The sequence below is a fragment of the Mycobacterium sp. MAA66 genome (genome assembly GCF_041261665.1).
Lineage (GTDB): Bacteria > Actinomycetota > Actinomycetes > Mycobacteriales > Mycobacteriaceae > Mycobacterium.
Map to the genome: position 1 here is coordinate 798,952 of NZ_JBGCCC010000002.1, position 20,800 is coordinate 819,751.

The following is a 20,800-nucleotide window of genomic DNA, read 5'->3' on the forward strand; positions in this document are numbered from 1 at the left end:
GCACTACTTTTCTACTCCCCTGCTTACACTCGCCACATGGCGGCAGCCCTGAGCGCAATCACCGACAACATCCATTTCGCTCGGACCGATCTGGTCAATTGGACCCTGGTCAGCGACGACACCGGCGTGATCCTGATCGACGCCGGGTTTCCCGGTCAGCGCGACGAGGTACTCGGCTCGCTGCGGGAGCTGGGCTTCGAGGCCGCGGACGTCCGGGCCATCCTGCTCACCCACGCCCATGTCGACCATTTCGGAACCGCCATCTGGTTCGCGAAAACCCTTGGCACGCCGGTGTATTGCCATGCCACCGAAGTAGGGCACGCCAAGCGCGAATACCTTGAGCAGGTCTCGCCCGTCGACCTGATGATGCACGCCTGGAATCCGCGGTACCTGACCTGGTCGCTGAGCATCATCGGCAAGGGCGCGCTGGTGCACGACGGTATTCCCACCGCTCAGGCACTCACCACCGACATCGCGGCGTCGCTGCCCGGCGGGCCGCAGCCGATTCCCAGCCCGGGCCACACCGGCGGGCACTGCTCGTACGTGTTCGGCGACGTGCTGGTGGCCGGCGATGCGATGATCACCGGCCATCCCGTCACCGCCCGGCGCGGACCGCAACTACTGCCGCAGATGTTCAATCACGACCAGGAGCGAACCGTCCGCAGCCTGGCCGCGTTGGGCCTGCTCGACACCCAGGTGCTGCTACCGGGCCACGGCTCCGAGTGGCGCGGCCCCATCCGGGAGGCCGCCGAACAGGCCGCTGCCGCGGTCAGCGGTTGACCAGCTCGAAGAACAACATGAAGATCGCGACCAGACACAGCCCGGCACCCAAGATGATCGTCGGCATCACGATCATCTGATCCAGCTCGTCGCCGTCGAGAGCGACGCGTGGGCGCCCTGCGGCGTCCCGGTCGTCGAGGGGCCCAAAGATGAACCGGCCCAATGCCGACTTGCGGACCGCAAGCACGACCTCACTCACCCTGCCGGTGGCCTGGGCCCGACCGACATACCAGCGCAACACCAAACCGCACGCGAATACCGCCGCCGCGGCCACCAGAAGCAGCCAGCCGACAGTCCACTGGGTAAACACTGATCACCTCGGTGCGGTGTGCACATCGGGCGTGCGTACATGCTCCGGACGTAGCCCGCGGCCGACGATCAATGGCGGGATGTACTGCAGCGGCCCCATCCCGACGAACCGCGGCAACGTGATCGGCGAGAGGTCACCGGCCAGATTGGGTTGGACCGCCCGATCCTGGATGAACACCTGCCCGGCCTGGATGACCCGGGCCGGCAACTCGCGGCGGCGCTGCACCTTCGCCAGGTCGGCATCGGTCAACAGGCCGTTGCGCAGCGGCCCGCACAGGATGTTCGCGGCGGCCACCGCGTCGGCCACTGCCAGGTTGATTCCGACACCACCCGCCGGTGACATCGCATGGGCAGCGTCGCCGATGCACAGCAGGCCGCGTCGCCACCAGGTCTTGAGCCGGTCCACCCGCACATCGAGGAAGCTGGTGTCGTCCCACGAACGCAGATCCTGCACGTGCTCACTCAACTGCGGACGCACCGACACCAACCGGGCCTTGAAGTCGTCGATCGACCCACCTCGGGGATCGGCACCCTTGGGCATCAGATAGGCGACCTGCCAATAGTCGCCGCGGTAGATCATCACCATCATCAGGCCCTTGCGGACCACCGCGAACAGCTCCTTGGGATCGCCGGGCCGCCAGCCCAGCCGGAACCACAGCACGTCCATCGGACTGTGCGCGGTGGCCAGCTGCATTCCGGCCGCGGCCCGCACCGCAGACTTGCGACCGTCCGCGCCCACCACCAGATCGGCCCGGACCTCCAGTTCGGGGGTTCGGACCCCGGCGACCCGGTCGCCTTCGATGATCAGATCGGTCACCTCGGCGTTACGGATCAGGGTGAATTCCGGGTAAACAGAAGCCTTTTCGGCGACAAAGTCCAAGAAGTCCCACTGCGGCATGAGCGCGATGTAGGGCTCGGGGAAACCCAGCAGCTTCAGGGCACCGAAGTCACCCAAGGTACGGATGGTGCCATCGGTGTCGAAGCAGATGCGGTCGATCTTGGTGTGCGGCAGCTTCAGGAACTCGTCGACGAACCCCAACTCGTGCATTATCCGCAGCGTGGTCGGATGCACGGTGTCGCCGCGAAAATCTCGCAAGAAGTCGTTGTGCTTTTCCAGGACAACGACTTTGATCCCGGCCCGGGCCAGCAGCAGGGCATGCACCAGCCCCGCCGGACCGCCACCGGCCACGCAGACCTGGGTCTGCAGCGTGCGCGTCATACCCAGACCCTAGACCGCATACCCGGCATTCCGGGGGCTTCAAATCAAAACTTGACACGTGTAAAGTTCGACGCCATGGACAACATCAGCGGTAGAACCATCGCGATCACCGGCGCCGCCCGCGGCATCGGGTACGCCACCGCCACGGCGCTGCTCGCCCGCGGCGCCCGGGTGGTGATCGGCGATCGCGACGTCACAGTGCTGGAAACTGCCGTCAGCACCCTGGGCAAGCTGGGCCAGGTGACCGGGTACCCACTCGACGTCACCGACCGCGAGTCGTTCGAGGTGTTCCTGGACAAGGCCCGCAGCGACGGTTCTGGCCACCTCGACGTGCTGATCAACAACGCCGGCGTCATGCCCATCGGCGCATTCCTGGACGAGTCCCCGCAGTCGGTCCGATCCGCACTCGAAGTGAATCTCTACGGCGTGATCACCGGATGCCAACTGGCCCTGCCGGAGATGGTTCGCCGACGCAGCGGTCACATCATCAACATCGGTTCCATGGCCGGGCTGATCCCGGTGCCCGGACAGGCCATCTACAACGCCACCAAATTCGGCGTCGTCGGAATGTCCGCGGCCCTGGCAGACGAATTCGCGCCGCAGGGAGTTGAGATCTCGGTGATCATGCCGCCGTTCACCCGAACCGAATTGATCTCGGGCACAACGGAAACGGCGACCACCAAGCCCGTCGAGCCGGAAGACATCGCCGCCGCTGTGGTGAAGACCCTGGACAAGCCCAAAACCCACGTGTCGGTACCACCGGCATTGCGGTTCGTCGCGCAGACCACGCAGCTGCTCGGGCCCCGCGGACGTCGCTGGATGAACAAGCGCCTCGGGCTGGACACCGTGTTCCTGCAGTTCGACGCCACCAAGCGGCAGAGCTACACCGACCGGGCCCAAGCCGCGCAGGGCGTGTTGGAGAAGGACTCCGAGACCTGAGTCAGCCGTCCTTGAGATGCGCTGTACCAGTGCGCCGTTGCGGAATCCGCGAGCGCAGCACGCGGTACAGCGCGACATCGCCGGCCAGTAGAAGCACAAACACACAGCTGGCCAGGAGGACGAGCACCTTCATTGCATCCCGCACTGTGTCCACGGTGAGCCCTTTCTTCTTGGGCGATCCACTCCGGTGCGCGCCGGCCTGTCCGCATCATCCGCCCGCGCACGGCGCCATCTGCGCACGGCCGTCAAGCCCCTGCCCGGGAAGCTTCCGCGGCTCCAGGGCACGCACTCCAGCTCGCTGTAGAGGTAATCGATCTGCTCCGGGGCCAGCGTGGCACTGCGGTACACCTTGGGCCAATCGTCCAGGGCGAACGACAGTCGCGGCCGGCGCCCGATCACCCGCAGCTCGGCCATCGTCGCGAGCAATCGATGACGTACCAACAGGTGGCGGCCCAATGGAATCAAGGCTCGATGGAACAGGCCGGCATTGCTGACGTACAGCACTACTGCGAACACCGGGACGTCGCGGTACCGGAACTTGCGGTACATCACGTAACAGTGTTCCTCGCCATCGATCACCACGAGATGATGCGCCGCGCGCGCATCCGCGTGATCCCGGTAGATCTTGCGTTCCGACCCGCAGAGGGTCCGTTCAAGGACCTCGGGATCCGAACTGATCCGGGTTGGGTATGCCATCGGCCACGGCAGATTGGGAATGAACGCCGCAGCCGTGTCAAAGAAGCGAAACCGGTACCACGGCAGGATCTCCTGCGACGTCGCGTCCGGTGAGAGCACCGTGAAGTGGTAGTTCTCTTGCGCGAGCAGCCTGGTCAGCAGTGAAACGCTCCACGCGCGATACGCGGGCAGCACGCACCACGAACCCAGGTTGCAGAACCGCTCGATTCGTCCGGCCACCAGCCGCTCGGAGTACAACGCCAACAACGTACCCACGACACGATGTCCGTCCCGCAACAAGAATCCGCGATTGGGCATCTCGGCATTCCACGGCACGTCCGCATACGACCGTTCCCACGGAACATGGTCATTCAGGTTGGCGTGCAGGAAGTCCGCCACCGCCGGCAGGTCGTCAACGGTGATGGGCGCGACGACGACGGAGCCGGCGCCTCCGGTGACCCGTCGCCGATCACGGGGATTCTCGTATCCAGCATCCATCTCCGACTCCAGGTGTCAGGCCGACAATTCACCATCGAGTGAGCCGGATGCTCCCAGGGCCGACGCGGCCGAAGCATCTGCACCCGAAAGCTCACTGCCAACACACATGCCGGAGTTCTGCTGCCACCACGCCTGCCCGGTGGCAGGCAAGGTGTCGATAGGGTCGTAGAACGGGTAGACCCGGTTCAACGCATCGACGTCCGCGCCATCCAATCCGGTGAGGTAGTTCTTGCTCCAATACGAGATGCCGCGTTCCCGGTCATACCGGACCACCTGGTGTACCCATCGCTTACCGACATACGGCACATCGCAGACAATTCGGGGCGTCGCGTAACCGGGCAGATAGCCCAGCACCGCCATCTGCAGTTCCTGCGCTTGCCACAACGGCGTCCGCCAGTGCTCGGCGTTGGGAATCATGTCGCACATGTAGAAGTAGTACGGCAAGATGTTCGCCTCGCCCTGCAGCGCGAAACAGAGATCGAGCAGATCGCCACTGGTGTCGTTCACGCCACGCATCAACACCCCTTGATTGCGTACGTCCCGCAACCCTGCATCCAGCAACGCACGCGCGGCAGCAGCAACCAGCGGAGTCACCGACCGGACGTGGTTGATGTGCGTGTGCAGCGCCAGATTCACACCGCGGGCGGCGGCAAGACGTGCCAGACGGTGCACTCCGTCGACGACGGTCGGCTGGAGCCAGTGCTGCGGCAGGTCGGCCAACGCCTTGGACGCCAGGCGAATATCCCTGACGCTGTCGATCGCAAGCAGCTGCAGGACAAACGTTTCCAATCGGTGCCACGGCATGTTGGCAACATCGCCGCCAGACACCACGACATCACGCACCGTCGGCGTGGCACGCAGGTAATCGAGCATGCGGCCGTGCCGGTCGGCGGGTTGCAGGGTCAGTCGCGACTTGCTCACCGTCGGGGTCGAATTGCCGATCAGATCCATGCGCGTGCAATGCCCGCAATACTGCGGGCAAGTGGCCAACATCTCGGCCAGCACCTTGGTCGGGTACCGATGCGTCAGTCCTTCCACCACCCACATGTCGCTCTCGTGCAATGAATCCCGCTCCGCGTACGGATGTGAGCACCACTGCGGCCGCCGATCGCTGAGCACCGGCAGCATGTAACGGCGTATCGGGTCGGCGTAGAACGCCTCGGTGAGGCTGCCCCGTCCGGGCACCGCATCGGCGGCGATGGTGTTCAACACCTGCGGCGGCAGCAACATCGACATCGTCGCGCAGTGCCTCTGGTCTGCAATCAGGTCGTCGTAGAACGACTCATCGAGCAACTCTCCGACCACCGCACGCAGCTGCCCGATGTTCTTCACCGAGTGCGACCGTTGCCACTGCGCATCGCGCCACTGCGATTCGGTCACCGCTGCCCAGCCCGGATATCGGCGCCAATCGGGCTCTGACAACATCTTTCGTTTGTAGATGTAGGGCTGATTGATAACAGCGGTAAATCCCGACGGGGCGGGTTCACCGACTTCGGTGAGCATGGTCATCGTGACGACACCTTTCGTGACGCGGTTACCGGTTCGGCGCCGCGGATCAACTCCGCCGCCACTCGCCGCCCCGACCTGATGGCGCCCTCCATCAACCCGAAGAACTCGAGGCTGGTTTCGGTGCCCGCCCAATGGATACGGCCATGGGGCACAGTCAGTGTGGTTCCCAGCCGCAGCCAGTCACCGGGGCCGAACAGCGCGGCATAACAGCCCCGGGTGTATCTCTCGGCCAGCCAGTCCGTCACCGCGACCCGGGTGGGCGGCGGCAGCTCGGGAAACAGTCGGCTCACGTGGGTCAGCGCGCTGGCGCGCCGATCTTCGGCCGACAATGCAGAGAAAGTCAGAGCTGCTGCACCGGTGACGAATCCGGTCAACACGCCGATGGAATCGTCGGGCGGAGAGTCGTCGACGGTGGACAGCAGCGGCCCGCTGGAACTCACCGACCAGCCCGACAGGCCACTCTCGCGCCACAGCGGAGCTGAATACCCCAGCTGCACCTTCACCGCACAGCCCCGCCCCGTTCCCGCGGTCGCGCGCGGCCGCGGCAGCGCGGGATCGAAGATGATCCGCTGCGCCAGCCGTGGCGGGATCGCGACGACCACCCGATCTGCGCGCAGCTCCGTCGGGCTGTCGCCGAACTCGGAAATACAGTGCACCAAAACATCATTGGTGTTCTGCTCGATCCCGCGGACCGCTGTCCTCAGCCGTATCCGAGCACCCAGTCGACTGGCAACGGCAGCACACAGCCGATGTGCGCCACCGTCGATCCGCCACTGCTGGGCACCACCCTCAAAGGCGTTCAGGTACCGGATTCCACCGCCTGAGCGCAGGTAAAACGCCATATGCAGAGCGGATATCGCCGCGGGATCGGCCGCCATCATCTCGCCGATGAACAACGGGAAGAAAGTCCGGGCGTCGGGATGCCTGACCTCCTCGGCCAACCAACTCGCCGCCGACAACCGGTCCAGGCGCGCGGCCTGCGGTGTCTGCCACGGCGCGTCCAGACGAACTTTCGCGACCAGGTCCTCCAACCGATCGAACAGCTCACCGAGGGCGATGGCGTCCAGCGGAGGCATTCGACTGGCAGACGTGGTCCGACGTTGCGACAACAAAAATGTGCTGTCGCCTGTCATGGCTGTCGAGGCCAGGCCGAGCCCATGGCTGCACAACATCGCGAGCAATTCGGTATGCCGGGCACCCAGGTACGCAGCCCCACCGTCGACGACGACTCCCCCACCGATCGGGACACCATGTATCCGCCCACCCACGCGGTCGCGGGCCTCCAGCACTGTCACGTCGGCGCCGGCGGACGCCAGGTCAGTGGCAGCAGTCAGGCCGGCCAGGCCGGCGCCCACCACGATGATTCGCATTTGATCATCCGTCCGTCAGGCTGCCGCAACGACTTTGGCGAGCAACCCCTCGGGTGAGGGATTCTCGAGGAAGTCGTCGTAGTACAGCTCGGTGCCGAACTCCCGGGCAATGGCACTGAGCACGCGAGTGGCGAGCAGCGAGTCGCCTCCGAGTTCGAAGAAATCCGAACTCGCGTTCACCTCGGTGAGGTCGAGTACCCTGCGGAATATCTGAATTATGGGTTCGGTGCTCATCGGACTCCTCCGTTGTTGTCATGGCCGGCGGCGGCGCGTCGAGTTGCCGCACGATCGACTTTGCCGCTGGCGGTGTATTTCAGTGCGGCAACAAATTTCACTGAACTCGGAACGAATTGGGCCGGTAGCCGCTCTCGCAGATGTTGCTTGAGCTCAGCCGAGGTGACCGGGCCCGCCGCGACGACATATGCGCGCAGCACAGTGCGCCCCAGCTGTGGTTCGCCGACCACGACAGCGCCGGCGACGGCCCAGTGGGTGTTCAACTGCGTCTCCACTTCGGCCGGATGTACCCGCACCCCAAGCACTTTCACCTGCTCATCGAGGCGGCCCCGGCAGTACAGCAGTCCGTTCGCACCACGAGTCACCAGATCACCGGTGGGGAACCACCGAGTGGACCCCGAACCTTGATCCACGACCGGAAAAGCTGCCGCTGTGAGGTCGGGCAAGCCCAGATAGCCAGTAGCCAGGGACGGTCCGGAGATCCATAGTTCACCTTCATCGGTGACGTGATCGCGCAGATGCGCCAACGCGCGGCCAATCGGAGCCTCACCGTCTTGACCGGCGACATCGGGTTCGGTTCCGGGACCGCACAATTGCACGGCGTGGGTCACCATCGTCGTTTCTGTGCATCCGTAGGTGTTGAGCAGCCGGACGTGCCCGGCATCGATATCACGCCACTGCCGCAGACGCGTCGGATCGACCCGCTCGCCGCCGATGGCCACCAGCCGCACGCAGTCCGGCAATGTCGCGCCCTCGTCAAGGAGAAAAAGCACCAGTTCGTGCCAGAACGCCGTCGGCAGGTCGAGCATGGTGATCTCGCGATCGGCGAGCATGCGAATGAACGTAGAGAACGAGCCGCGGAAGGCCGCATCGTCGAAAATCAGTGTCGCGCCGGCGGTCAGCGCGGGCATGATCTCCTCCAGACAGGTATCCCAACCGAGCGAAGCGAATTGCAGGACACGGTCCTGAGACGTCAGCCCGAAGAGCCGGCGCAGTTCCCGCACCGTGGCGGTCAGCGCCCGCCGAGAGACGACCACGGGTTTCGGCATCCCCGTCGAACCGGACGTACACAACACATACGCCGGGTCGCTCGGCTGCGATCGAGCCGGTGCCAATTCGCTGGGCACAGCGACTGCACTCGGCTTCTCCGGTGCTGCCGGACCCTCCAGATTGGTTATGGCAAAATATAATTCGTTCAGTCCGAGCATTTCGGCGAGCGCTCGGCGGCGAGCTTGCGGGACTGCTACATCAATCGGGCAGTACATGGCGCCCGCATGCAATGCACCCAGCAGCTGTACCGCCGCGGCGGGCGTATGCGATACGACAGTGCCGATCAACCCCCGCTGATCAGAGTCGGACCGACGCCCGCGGTAGCGCGCCGACGCGCTGCGGACATCTTCTGCCAATTCTCGATAAGTGGTGACTGCGCCGTTGTGGACGATGGCGGGCCCCCCTGGCAGCAACTCGACCACTGCGTCGAAGTCCGCCAGCACGTCCGCGGTGTCCTCGCGCTCCGGAGAAATGTCGTCACCGGCAGCGCAAGTGTTCCAGGACAACGTGTTCGGCTCTGCAGATTCAACAGAAGGGCCATAGCCGGTCATAGCGACTCCCATCGGATCCAGTCCACGAACATCGTCGCCGGAAAACGTGTCGAAGCATCGGGCGGTCCTGCCCAATCACCGCCGACCGCCATCGACAAGACTGCGCACATCGGCCGGTCGTATACCCAAATACCGTCTGGAGGAAGCGATTCCGGGACAAATGTGGCCAAGGTCGCCGAATCGATGCCAGCGGTGATGCGCTGCGGCTCATGCGTCATCCAGTACTCGTGGTAATCGTCCGACAGGTCGGCCACCCCGCCGCTGAACTGCACTTGATAGCCTGGCCCGCCACCGGTTCTCGGCCCGTGAATGGTGCTGTAGTAAGTCGTGGCACTGCTGACCAGCTCGATGACGTCGATCTCGGCCTTGTCGTCATCTGCACCTATCATCCAGAATGCAGGCCAAAGACCCTGTCCGGAAGGCATTTTGATACGGGCCCGGGTAGTGCCATAGCCGAAGCCATGCTTGGTCTGGACCCGGCCCGAGACATACCCATTGGCGGTCGCCGCGGCCCGGATGACCAGGTTGCCCACTCCGTCGAGGACAGCGTTCTCGGGACGATAACCCTCTATCCCGTCGTCCCACCCACGTCCGACCCGATATGCCCAGACGGCCGGATCCGGCGGCGACCCAGGTGGACCGTTGAAGTCGTCGAACACCGACGCAGCGGCACTCGCGGGTACTTCATCCGGACGGGCCGCCATCGCGAGCAGACCGACAGAGACGTAACAACCGGCACGAACCAGAAAACCGCGCCGACCGATTCCACCGCTACTCATGGCAACTGCCCTCCACACACCGAACGCTGTCGGGAGAGCCCAGACGATGCGCCATATCGGCGTCCCACACCGAGATCGCGATGGCAGTGGCCGCGGACAGAGTCACCAGTGCCGCTGGTACCCACCTACCGATGCGGAGTCGGCGCCATCTGGACAGACGTTCACCGACCCATCCCGGATTCATCGCCAGGACCACCACGGCCGAGGCAGCAAATACTGCGGGCCCCAACCAGATCCGCGCCAGCAGCATCACCACTGACACGACGCACAACGCCGCCACACAGGATGCGAAGGCCAGCGATGTTCCGGCCGCAGCATGAAGCGACCGGGCGGCTCCGACCAGGTACCTGCCAACGTCCGTGCGCCACAACACAACACCCACAAAGCCCAGCGAAAGGCCGAGGACCGTCTGCGTGGCAAGATTCAGCGACCGGGTCGTCCCCATCCATCCGGCGCGCACCTCTGGCACGCCGACACCGCGCAGATCGTAGACGCTGATCGGCTCGTGTCGATAAACCTCCACAATCCCGGGTACCAGATCGAATTTCGCGAGTTGTCGACGAGTGAGCAGGACGTGCGTCGTCTCGTCGAAATACCCCAGATCGTAGGGCTTTTCACCGACGATTCGGTCGTCGACGAACAGATACCGCAGATTGGCTCGACTGGCCATCTCTGTCTGTGGCTGGCCCCAGTCATCGGCCTGATACAACGACGCCAGATCGAGGCCGCCGGGCTCCGACGAAAGCGGCCACATCCCGGCCCGGCTAGACAACAATGTCGATGTCATCCGGTCGGCGGCCACCCGGCTGCCCGCCGGCAGCGCATCGCGCGCCCAGTCCGCCACGGCAAGCATTTCGGCATCCACCGATCGCCCGTCAGCGCCCGGCAGATAGTGCCCGGGCAATCGCGCCCAGGCCGCACCGCTTCCCAGCAGATAGCCGCCGACGAAAACTCCCGCGGCAAGCGCCACCACAATTGCGCGAACACCCAGACCCACAAGTAGATATCGACGGTTCAGGCGCGCTCTGTGCTTTGCGCGCGACTGCATCTGTTCTGTCAATCGTCGACGCCACTGCTCGAGTCCGACAGCGGCGAACAAACTGAAGGCGAGATAGGTGAAGGTGCTCGCGCGGTCGCCGAGCTCGCCGAAACGCGGCACCACTCGCGCCCCGAACAACAGTGGAATGGTCGCGATGACGCACAACAGCAGCGCCGGGACTTGCCACCGAGTCGCACTCAGATCGGCGGTTGGCGAGGCGTCCGACGACACCACCGGCAAACGTCTCCGCCGTCGAAGAACGGCGCGGCCATGGGTCAGCATCAGGTATGAAATCGCCGATACGATCACCAGCGCGTAGTACCCGAGAAGCGCCCGCTCCCACCACGGTTTGGGGCTTCCGGCTGTCTCCGCGAACGGCTCTCTCCGATGCCCCAACCGCAACTCATCGGTGATGCCTGAGATCATCGGACCGAAATAGTCTCGTAGCAGGGACCATTGGACAGTCGCCCACAGAGCTGTGACAAGTACCGCGATCACCGCGGCCCACGCGACCCGTCGCCGGCATTGCCCCGGTTGTTCGACCATCGCCCAGACCACCAGAAAGCCTGCGGTGAGCAAGCTGGTCAAGTGATGAGTCATTGCGACGGCCAACAGACAAGCCGAAGCGCCCCACAGCAGCGGCGTCGTGTTCTGCGCTCGGCGCGCGCGGGCTACCAGAGCAACCGCCGCCAACGCCAATGGCAGCGACAACGTTTGATATGCGAACTGCGAATTGAAGAAGACGAACTGGGGCGAAATCGCATAGACGGCGACCGCCAGACCACCCGCGCGGGGATGGCCGGTCGCGTGCTCAACCGCTGAGCAGAGAACCACAACCAGAGTGATCCGCGCCAACACGACAACTGCCATCGTCGCGACCGGTATGGGCAGACCGATCTGATTAAGCAACGCGGTCAGTGTCTCCAACCCGGGATAACGCGGACTGACGGGAAGCAGCGCCTGCGGTTCGAAGATGCGATGGGCGGACTCGATATCTCGTAGGGTCCGCAGGTGCAGTTGTTCGTCGTAACCCAGATACACGGTGGGGTCGTTCACTCGCCATTGCAGGGCGCTTGTGATGCCGAGGCAAACGACCGCGGCGTTGCGTAGCGTCCGGTCCAAACGCCTGCCGATCAGCGGCCACAACGCGCTGGCGAACGCAAGTCCGAACCCGCTGCAGGACAAGATATTTGCCGATGCGCTGAGGCCTTGACGGGCCATACACACCGCTACCACCTGCATAGTCAATGCGACGGCTTGGATTGCCAGCAGTACCCATACGGCGCACCACGTGCCACCATCGGAACTCAACTCGTCGTCCTGCACCGTTGGCGCGGAGTAAAGGTCCGTCATCGCAACTGCATCCCAGCCACGGGAAGTCCGTGTTCGATGTGCACCGCGACTCCAGATTCCGCGGGCACCGGCGCAGCTCCGACTGGGGAGGCGATCGCTAGCCGCACATAACGGAACCCCACCATCCGCTGAAAGTGCCGCACTCCGTTCGTCTGCGCGCCCGGCGGGGCCGTGTCCAGCAGCCACCGCACCCCGCGCCTCGACAGCTCCGTGACCACAGCCTGGGTGCCGACGTAACGGCTCAGTGAGTACACCTCACCGGCACCGAGGGTGCGGAAGTACCGCAATGTCGCGACGTCGCCGTCAACGGGCAGCACCGCCAACAACAGCGCCCGGCCCGCAACGTCCTCGGCTACCAGCCACAGGTCGTGCTGCAACAGGTCGTCATTATGTGGGTGCCGCACGCGGTACTGCTGCTGGCGGTGCCTCTGCTCGGCTGAATTGCACTGCGCCACCATGGTGATCCGCTCGGCGTGCGGCACCAGGCGACAGCGGATTCCGTGCCGGTCCGCCGCCCGGATCTTGCGACGCAATGTCCTGGCATGCGGGCCTCGTTGATACTCAGCGGCGTCGGCCGGCACAGCGAGCGCGGCTGATCCCAACCAGCGAGCCGGCACCCCGCCCGGACCGCGCAGATCGAGGACTCGCTGTACTGCCACCCCGCCGGGCCGGGCTGATGGGGTGGCCAGGCACACGACCGGCAGTTGCCGGATGGCGCGAATGGCACTCAGACAGCGCAGCGGGTGCCATGCCGCATAGTGATACCGGCCGATTCCGGACTCCACGTACGACGTCCAGAACTCCGCCAGCCTCCGATCCGCCCGCTCCGCAGGTGATGAATCTTCCTGTTGAGCAACCATTATCGGCCGCCGCATCCCACTGACGAGTACCGGCAACGCCACCAGGGCGGATGCCGCCGACATCACCAACCAGCCAACACACAGCAGCAGCACGCTGCCGGTCAGACCGCCTACGATGGCACCTGACAATTCCGCAGCAGCCCAGAGTGCCATCGCCACCGCCCCCGAGATCCGCTTCCCCTGCAGGCGGCGAAGGACGGCGAAGTGATCCTTGATCACCAGGACCGGACCGGTGCAGAGCAGTATCAGCAGTAGCGGCAGCGAAGCGTTGGCGTACTGCGAACCGAACAACATCAGCAGTGCACGCCCCAACAACGCGGCACCACCGATCAGGAACAACGCAAACGCCATTCCCAAACATATTGTGTATCTTGCTGTTCGACGGAATTCATCGATATCTACTGCGGTGGCGAACAACGCGACGGTCAGCAGAAACGGCAGCGCCAGCGCCGTGTCGGAGAGCAGTCTGGCCTGCACAAAATATGCGGTCTCTTCCGCCGGGATCAGTGCCGCGACGACAACGGGAAGCATCAGGGCACCGGTCCCCATGGCCAGGGTGAGTCCGTGGTGGCCCAGCGCCGTCGTCCAGTGGGCACGTACCAATCGCAGCCGGTCTCGTCCGGTCACCGCAGATCGCGGCAGCGTCGTGCGCTGCAGACGGCAGACCGCCAGCGAACCGACCATCCCGACTATCCAGGCGACGAGGATCAGGTACCCATTGCTGCACTGCAGAACGGTTGCGCCAACCAGGACGCCGACCCGAAGCACGGAAGCACAAAGGTTGCGCCACAACTGAACTGCGCCAGCTCCCATGCCGATCGCAGCCTGATCGAATACGGCGCACACCGCAGCGATGACGGTAGCCAGTACCAGTAGCACGGCGTCGACCGACGAGAGGTCACCCATTACGCCCGCGGGGCGGATCAGCCGCAGGACGGCGAGCCCTGCCAGAGCAATCAGCGCACCCGCGCCGGCTGTGACCACCAGGCCGGTAACGAACAACGCCCAACGGTCCCCGACCGACACGAACTTGAACCGTTCGAGCAACAGCGTGTCCACGCCGAGCAACGCCAGTTCCGACAACAAGGTCATCGCTGCCACCAACGCAGCGCCGATACCCACTTGCGCGGGAGTGAACGTATGCGCCGCGAGTATCCAGAAGACGAGGCCGAGAAGGGCACCGCCGACGTGCGAACCCATAAGCGAGGCAAAAACATCCGTCAGTGTGTTCTTCTCGCGCATTGCGGTACGCGACACCGTGCGGGGCGCAGCGTCGCCACCCGAGCGTCGCGATCGCACAACGGTGCTCACCCGCGCTGCCTGCAGCGCGGCGCGAGTACTACAGGCCTGCAGCCTAGCCAGCATGATCCAGCTCACGGCTGTATGCGTCGATGGCACTGACATACATGCGCTCGATCTGCGCGACGACGGCGCTCACGGCGAACCTGCGGACCCGATCACGCCCCGCAACGCCGAATGATCTGGCCGTCTGCGCATCGCCGGACACGAAGGCGATGGCCCGAGCCAATTCTGCGACATCCCCCGGCGGCACCAGTACGCCGGTGACCCCGTCGACAACCATGTCGAGAATGCCGCCCGACGCCGCAGCAACAACCGGCCGTCCCGCCGCCATGGCCTCGAGAACGACTGTGGGACAAGGATCCGACCACACCGAGGGCACAATCACCGCACGAGCCGACGCGTACAGCGGAAGTACCTGCTCATGCGGCAACGCACCGAGCCAGGTGACACCCGGCGGCAGCCTCACAGACAATTCAGCTTCGGAACGACCGGCAAGGACGAGTGGCGGTGCACCGTCGAGCAGTCCATACGCGCTCAAGAGCACATCGATCCCTTTGTCGGGCACGAGGTCACCGACGAAGAGCAGCGGGGCATCATGGCCTGGCAGGGGAATGTCCTCGCAGATGATCTCGTCCGGGATGAAGTTGGGAATGACCTGTGCCGCAAGGCCGACGTTGCCGAACAACCCGCGCTCGCCGTCAACGTTCACCACGCCGGCCACCGCCCCGCTCACCGCCGCGGTACCCGCCACGCGCCGAGACCGTTGCCGGGCCGACCAGGCGTTGGCGAGCACCGTGACCGGTCCCAGTAGCGCGCCGAAATGCGAAGAGCCGCAGGCCATACAGCGTGCCGTGGACGGGCCGGGGCACGGCCGCCTGTCTTGTTCCATCATCCGGGCCGTCACGCAGCGGTGGCTGTAGTCGTGCAGGGTCATCACCACCGGAACACGAGCGGATGCGGCCGGCGCCAGCGCGCTGTTGACGATCCAGTTGTGCGCGTGGATGACGTCAAAGTGATGACATGACAGTTCATGCCGAATCGCACGATGCACCAGCGGATCGGCCACCGGAAGCGGATGCGGGCGATCTGGGTCGCTGTACAGGAATGGCAGATACGAGGCACCGGTGCGCACTCTTACGATTCGCACGCCGTCGACCTGGCTCTCCCCCGGTTCCTGTGTCCCGGTGGCGAACCCGAGCAGGGTGACGTCGTGTCCGCGCGTGGCCAACGCCCGTGCCAGCGTCCAGGCGTGGCGTTCCACGCCACCGATGATGGGCGGCAGGAAGGACGTCAACATCAGGATCCGCATGCCACTACCTCGTGGTAGAGGCGCTGCAATTCGTCCGTACAGCTGTCCCAACTCGGAATCGACGGTGGCGCTGTGCGTGGCGCGGCCGCCAGATCCAACGCCGCTGCCGCGACCTCCTCGTCAGACGCGCTGAGCGCAATTGTGGTGACAATCCCTGCGCGCCCGAGTTCGGACAATCCGGACGTGTCCGCAACCAGGGCCTTGGTCCCGGCCCCGACCGCCTCCATCACCGCGACTGGATGAGCCTCGCATTCGCTGAGCAGACAGAACAGATCCGCGTCGGCGAACAGCCGGCCCAGCGATCCGCGGCGGTCCGGGCCGAATGAGCAGATGGACACCCGTTCGGATACGCCGAGCCGGATGGCTAACTTACGCAACGACTTTTCGTACGGCCCGCTTCCGGCAACCACCAGCCGAGCGGCGGGCTTCTGCGCCAGGATCGCCGGCATCGCCCGCATGATGCGGTGGTGGCCTTTGAACCGCTCGAGCCGGCCGGCAGAAACCAGCAGCGGGCTGCCATCGGGCTTGGGGGCTGCATCATCGATTGGCAATGGATCGCATCCGTTTCGGATGAGCCGGATCGATCCTTCACTGACGCGGAGCAGCGCGGCGATCTTCTGCCGTTCGTACTCGCACACTGCGACAAGGGCTGTGGTTCGGCGCAGCACCGGTGACCAGAGCCTGAATTGCACGGGGCGCAGCGACTGGCGCAGAGCGGACCGGCTACCTCCGGTATGCAGGGTGAGCACCGACGGAGTGCCCGCCCGCTGCGCTGCCGCCAGTGCCGTCGGCGCCAGCAACGTGCGAATCCCTTGCACGTGGACAACGTCGTACCGCTCCGACATCAGATGGCGAGTCAGCCCAGGTGCCAGACAATAATCCGCCGATCTGGGATAGGCACACCACCTGCGGACGCGATAGCCAGAGCATTCCTCGTCGGCCGGTAATGCGCCCGAGCGATCCGTCGTCAGCACCGTCACGTCGGCGCCCGTGGCGGCAAGGCGGCTCGACACTTCGTGGACGTGTGTCTCGATCCCGCCCATCTCGGGCAGCGCAAGCGCCGAAACCATCGCGATGCGTAGAGGTCTTTGACTGCTCTCAATCATTGCCTGTCTCCCTACGATTGCGGGCTACGAGCCACTCTGGACAGCGCCGTGGCAGCTATTGCCTGGTAATCGGCGGTGAAAATCCGCTTCGCCGCCCAACGGGCCCGGCGCACACACGCCCAACCGGCCGTCAACAAGCGGTCCCGATAGAAGACGTCGCCCGGCCGTCCGGTCACGATCGCGCCGAACGTGCCCTGGTCTACGGTGCGACGGATCGTGAGTCGCGGGATCACGAAGGGGTCGTCGTAAGGCGTTGCGCGACGGTTCCGTACCACGGCGGCGCATCGGTAACCGGCCGCTCGCGCCGCCTGCTGCACCCGCGGGTTCGAATAGCCGAACGGGTATGCCAGGGCATGGACCGGGGCCCCGATGCAGTCTTCGAGCAATGCGCGTCCCAGACCGAGCTCTCGGCACAGTTCGACGTCGGTCAGCTGATCGAGTTCAGGATGGCTGTGGCTGTGCGCCCCGATCTCTATTCCCGAACCGGCAAGCGCGCGGATCTGTGTCCAGCTCAACATCTGGTTCGGCGGCACGCGTGCGCCGATCAACGGCTCACCGTCGACCCACCCGGTGGTGACGAAAACCGTTGCGGGAAAGTCGAATTTCCGGAGCAACGGACCCGCATCCAGTGCCACACCGGCGTAGCCGTCATCGAACGTGAGGACCACAGGCTTGTCCGGCAGGCTCGCGCCGGTTTGAAATGCACCTACCAAGTCCGAGAAGGACACCCCCGTGTAGCCGTGCTCGACCAGAAATTCGAGCTGCTGTTCCAGCAGCCCCGGACTCACCGACAAGCGTCTGGTAGCGGCCGGTGGTCGCTCGGCGACGTCGTGGTACATGAGGATCGGCACCGATGCGGTCATCGTGACCCCGCAGTCGCCGGCACCCGGTGATCAACCGGAGTCCCGATGCCGCGCGCGTAACCCATTGCAGTGACGGACAAACCGACGACGATGGCCAACGCGCGCTCGATCCCACCCAGATCTCCGTGCAGTGCGTCACCGAGTCCGCGCAAGAAGCCGCGCGAAAGCGTGCGCGCCACGTACGTACGCTCCACCGCCAGCCCATCGGCCCGACCCACACTCTGCGTCACGGCCGCCTTGGAGATTCCTTCGGCAAAGCAGCGCGACCGAAAATAGGCGAACGTCTCCCGGGCGGAGGGTACTCGGTGCCATATCACCGCGTGTTGCGCGAAAACGAACGAATAGTCGGGGCGATGGTGGTTGACCCGGATGCAGAACTCTGTTTCCTCACAACCCAGTGGGCGGTGCTGGGCCGCAGTGCGGCCGATATGACTCGGAAACCCGCCCGCCACGGAAAAGACTTCACGACGAAATGATGCGTTGCCGCCCAGCACATTTCGCACTTTTCCCGGCTCTCGACCGATAAAGGTGCAACCCAACACCCAATCGAACTCCCGCGGGAACCATCGAGGACGGGAGGTTTCCCACAGCGGCAACGTGGTGCCGCCGACTCCGACGATGTGCTCGTCGGTGTACGCCTCACGCAGGTGCTGCAGCCAGTCGGGGTGTGCCACGGCGTCGTCGTCGAGGAACACGACCAAGTCGCCAGAAGTCGCTTCGATTCCGGTGTTCTTGCCACCGGACAGGCCCTGCTGCTGTGCATTCTGGATGACCGTCACATCGGACAGTGCAGACCGCAGCCGGTCGTAGAGCTCGGCGTTGTGATCGACGACCACAACGATTTCGTACGGCGGGATCCGCTGGCCCCGGACCGAGGCCACGGCGGCCAGCACGTCGTCCCACCGATCAAAGGTGTATGCACATATCACCACACTCATCGTGAGGGTGGATCCCGCACTCTCAGTGCTCATCTCGTGCCTCCGTTGTTGTACTGCGAGTGCGCTCAATCACCCTTTTTGCCAGGGCATTACGACGCCATGCGGGCATCTTGACGCCCACGCAGCCAGTGAACCGTGCGCTCGATTCCCTGCGCGATGTCTACGACCGGCTCCCAACCGAGTTGGTCGTGTGCTCGGCCCGCGTCCAGTGCGATGGCCTGCAGCTCACCGGTTCTCATTTCGGCATGGCCGGCAGGTGGTACGTCATCGAACAACGCCGAAAGCATCCGGAAGACGTCCATGACGCTCGTCTGCATGCCGGTACCGATATTGAACGTTCCGGTGACCGACAGCGGTGCGGCGGCGGCACAGACAAAAGCTTCCACCACGTCGTCCACGTAGACGTAGTCGCGCGACGCGGAGCCGTCACCGTAGACGGTCACGCCGTCACCGGCGACCATCGCACCGCCGAACACGGCTATCACGCCGGCTTCCCCGCGGGGATTCTGGCGTGGGCCGTAGACATTGGACAGCGCCAGGCAGATGGGCGCCAGACCATACATGCCGGCATACGCACCGAGATACAGCTCCCCTGCCAACTTCGCGACTGCATACGGCGACTGCGGTGTCAGAGAATGGTTTTCGTCGACCGGTAGGCGTGACGGCGTCCCGTAGCGTGAGCCCCCGGACGCCGCATAGACGATCCGCCGCACGCCGGCCTGCCGTGCCGCCTCACACAAGTTGATGGTGCCCAGAATATTGCTGCGCGCATCGAATTGCGGATCAGATACCGAGGCTCGGAGATCCACGTGGGCAGCCAGGTGGAATATCACATCAGGGCTCACGCCCATGACGATGCCGCTCATTTCAGGTGCCTGAACATCCACCGGTATGAAGGTGAAGCCGGCGGCCGCCCTTGCCTTACCGGCAAGGGCGGCCTCGAGATTGGCTGTGGTCCCGGTGCTGAGGTTGTCGACGCCGACTACATCATGGCCTTCGGCCAAGAGACGGTCGACCAGATTCGACCCGATGAAACCGGCCGCGCCGGTGACGAGTGTTCGCATGGCGGTGAACTCCTAACGAGGATGAATGACGGGTCTATAGACGAACGATCCTGGTATCAAAGGTGATTCATTCCATTCGGCGCATCATCGGTATCGGCGGAGCTAGCCCGGATCGACGACTCGACAAGTTCACGACGGCCTCTGTGCTGGCGGACTCCTGTGGAAACGTTTGGACCGTGGCCGTCCAGGAGGGTGCGGAGCACCCGGACGCCATCACGGATCGCATGCAGATTCGATTTGCCCGACCGACGCGGCATCTCCATGCTCGGCACTTCAGCTATCCGCAGGCCAGATCGCATTGCACTGACGACCATCTCGGCCTCGATCTCGAAACCGGTCGCGGACAGTGACAGATGGTCAAGATAGCAACGGTGAAAAGCACAGAAGCCGTAGCACAAGTCAGTCAGTTCGGTGCCGTGGAGGGTGTTGAACACGGTCAACAGAAACCAGTTCCCCATGCGCCGAAAGGTCGTGATGTCCAGCGACCCGCCACCCACGATGAACCGTGACCCCTTGACGAAGTCGTATCCGTTGGCCAAGAAGTGTAGGTAGTGACGAATCTCTTGTGGCGCCATACTGCCGTCGGCATCCATCATCACGATGATGTCGCCCGAGGCGGCCAGGAAACCCTCCCGTAGCGCACTGCCCTTGCCCGCGCCCTCTTGACGTACCACCTTGACATCCGGCCGATAGCTACGAGCGGTGATAACCGTTGCGTCAGTTGAGTTGCCATCGACCAGGATGATCTCGTGGACTTCGTCGGCCACCTGCTCGAGCACCCAAGCGATGTTGCGCGCCTCGTTCCTGACCGGGATCACGAGGCTGACCGTCGGTGACGAGGCCTCTCTGCGATTGCGTGTGGCGTGGAAGCCATCGAGGCTTTCTGGCGTATTCGCGCCTCTGATTCGAACTGCCCCCGCAGCCAATGGCATGGCCAAAGGTTGCTCCGCGTGGCCGTTCAACGGAACCAGATCGGTCATGATCGGAACTCCAATCCACTGTCAGCTGCCTTACACATGAATATCGCTTGTTGCCAAGCACTTTGAGTGCCAT

At 64.3% G+C, this 20,800-nt stretch carries 19 protein-coding genes; 2 read left to right on the forward strand and 17 right to left on the reverse strand.

Going from position 1 to position 20,800, the window contains the following annotated elements:
• Positions 1-36: 36 nt before the first annotated feature.
• Positions 37-780, forward strand: a complete 744-nt coding sequence (locus ABIA30_RS10390) for an MBL fold metallo-hydrolase (protein WP_370064773.1) — start codon at positions 37-39, stop codon at positions 778-780.
• Here ABIA30_RS10390 and ABIA30_RS10395 read toward each other — a convergent pair.
• Together ABIA30_RS10395 and ABIA30_RS10400 are read right to left on the reverse strand one after the other, a co-directional pair.
• Positions 770-1,090 (reverse strand): hypothetical protein, encoded by a 321-nt coding sequence (locus ABIA30_RS10395; protein WP_370064775.1) that lies wholly within the window; start codon positions 1,088-1,090, stop codon positions 770-772. The two genes, ABIA30_RS10390 and ABIA30_RS10395, sit on opposite strands and share 11 nt — an antisense overlap.
• Positions 1,091-1,093: 3 nt before the next feature.
• Positions 1,094-2,308 (reverse strand): FAD-dependent oxidoreductase, encoded by a 1,215-nt coding sequence (locus ABIA30_RS10400; RefSeq protein ID WP_370064777.1) that lies wholly within the window; start codon positions 2,306-2,308, stop codon positions 1,094-1,096.
• Positions 2,309-2,383: 75 nt separating this feature from the next.
• On the opposite strand from ABIA30_RS10400, the gene ABIA30_RS10405 reads away from it, so the two are divergent.
• Complete coding sequence (locus tag ABIA30_RS10405; protein WP_370064779.1) at positions 2,384-3,247, forward strand: SDR family oxidoreductase; 864 nt, start codon at positions 2,384-2,386, stop codon at positions 3,245-3,247.
• 1 nt (position 3,248) lies between these two features.
• On the opposite strand, the gene ABIA30_RS10410 is transcribed toward ABIA30_RS10405, so the two are convergent.
• Genes ABIA30_RS10410 through ABIA30_RS10480 form a run of 15 tightly spaced genes read right to left on the reverse strand, consistent with a single transcriptional unit; the run spans position 3,249 to position 20,727 of the window.
• Positions 3,249-3,392, reverse strand: coding sequence for a hypothetical protein (locus ABIA30_RS10410; RefSeq protein ID WP_370064781.1), 144 nt, complete (start codon positions 3,390-3,392; stop codon positions 3,249-3,251).
• Positions 3,377-4,420: a hypothetical protein gene (locus tag ABIA30_RS10415; RefSeq protein WP_370064783.1), complete on the reverse strand. Its 1,044-nt coding sequence runs from the start codon at positions 4,418-4,420 to the stop codon at positions 3,377-3,379. The genes ABIA30_RS10410 and ABIA30_RS10415 overlap by 16 nt, the downstream gene beginning before the upstream one ends.
• Positions 4,421-4,435: 15 nt before the next feature.
• Positions 4,436-5,929, reverse strand: a complete 1,494-nt coding sequence (locus ABIA30_RS10420) for a KamA family radical SAM protein (RefSeq protein WP_370064785.1) — start codon at positions 5,927-5,929, stop codon at positions 4,436-4,438.
• Positions 5,926-7,299, reverse strand: coding sequence for a flavin monoamine oxidase family protein (locus ABIA30_RS10425; RefSeq protein WP_370064787.1), 1,374 nt, complete (start codon positions 7,297-7,299; stop codon positions 5,926-5,928). The genes ABIA30_RS10420 and ABIA30_RS10425 overlap by 4 nt, the downstream gene beginning before the upstream one ends.
• Positions 7,300-7,314: 15 nt before the next feature.
• Positions 7,315-7,533: an acyl carrier protein gene (locus ABIA30_RS10430; RefSeq protein WP_370064789.1), complete on the reverse strand. Its 219-nt coding sequence runs from the start codon at positions 7,531-7,533 to the stop codon at positions 7,315-7,317.
• Positions 7,530-9,134, reverse strand: coding sequence for an AMP-binding protein (locus tag ABIA30_RS10435; RefSeq protein ID WP_370064791.1), 1,605 nt, complete (start codon positions 9,132-9,134; stop codon positions 7,530-7,532). Before ABIA30_RS10435 ends, ABIA30_RS10430 begins: the two co-directional genes overlap by 4 nt.
• On the reverse strand, positions 9,131-9,913 hold the full coding sequence (locus ABIA30_RS10440; RefSeq protein WP_370064793.1) for a glycoside hydrolase family 16 protein: 783 nt from the start codon (positions 9,911-9,913) through the stop codon (positions 9,131-9,133). The genes ABIA30_RS10435 and ABIA30_RS10440 overlap by 4 nt, the downstream gene beginning before the upstream one ends.
• A complete protein-coding gene (locus ABIA30_RS10445; protein WP_370064795.1) occupies positions 9,906-12,305 on the reverse strand; it encodes a hypothetical protein in 2,400 nt (799 codons plus the stop codon). Before ABIA30_RS10445 ends, ABIA30_RS10440 begins: the two co-directional genes overlap by 8 nt.
• Positions 12,302-14,476: a hypothetical protein gene (locus ABIA30_RS10450; protein ID WP_370064797.1), complete on the reverse strand. Its 2,175-nt coding sequence runs from the start codon at positions 14,474-14,476 to the stop codon at positions 12,302-12,304. Before ABIA30_RS10450 ends, ABIA30_RS10445 begins: the two co-directional genes overlap by 4 nt.
• A gap of 43 nt (positions 14,477-14,519) precedes the next feature.
• Positions 14,520-15,776: a glycosyltransferase family 4 protein gene (locus ABIA30_RS10455; RefSeq protein WP_370064799.1), complete on the reverse strand. Its 1,257-nt coding sequence runs from the start codon at positions 15,774-15,776 to the stop codon at positions 14,520-14,522.
• Positions 15,764-16,882, reverse strand: a complete 1,119-nt coding sequence (locus ABIA30_RS10460; protein ID WP_370064801.1) for a glycosyltransferase family 4 protein — start codon at positions 16,880-16,882, stop codon at positions 15,764-15,766. The genes ABIA30_RS10455 and ABIA30_RS10460 overlap by 13 nt, the downstream gene beginning before the upstream one ends.
• An 11-nt stretch (positions 16,883-16,893) precedes the next feature.
• A complete protein-coding gene (locus tag ABIA30_RS10465) occupies positions 16,894-17,745 on the reverse strand; it encodes a polysaccharide deacetylase family protein (RefSeq protein ID WP_370064803.1) in 852 nt (283 codons plus the stop codon).
• A complete protein-coding gene (locus ABIA30_RS10470; RefSeq protein WP_370064805.1) occupies positions 17,742-18,716 on the reverse strand; it encodes a glycosyltransferase family 2 protein in 975 nt (324 codons plus the stop codon). Before ABIA30_RS10470 ends, ABIA30_RS10465 begins: the two co-directional genes overlap by 4 nt.
• Positions 18,717-18,772: 56 nt before the next feature.
• On the reverse strand, positions 18,773-19,747 hold the full coding sequence (locus tag ABIA30_RS10475) for an NAD-dependent epimerase/dehydratase family protein (RefSeq protein ID WP_370064807.1): 975 nt from the start codon (positions 19,745-19,747) through the stop codon (positions 18,773-18,775).
• A 56-nt stretch (positions 19,748-19,803) separates the two neighbouring features.
• On the reverse strand, positions 19,804-20,727 hold the full coding sequence (locus tag ABIA30_RS10480) for a glycosyltransferase family 2 protein (RefSeq protein ID WP_370064809.1): 924 nt from the start codon (positions 20,725-20,727) through the stop codon (positions 19,804-19,806).
• Between the last annotated feature and the right edge of the window lie 73 nt (positions 20,728-20,800).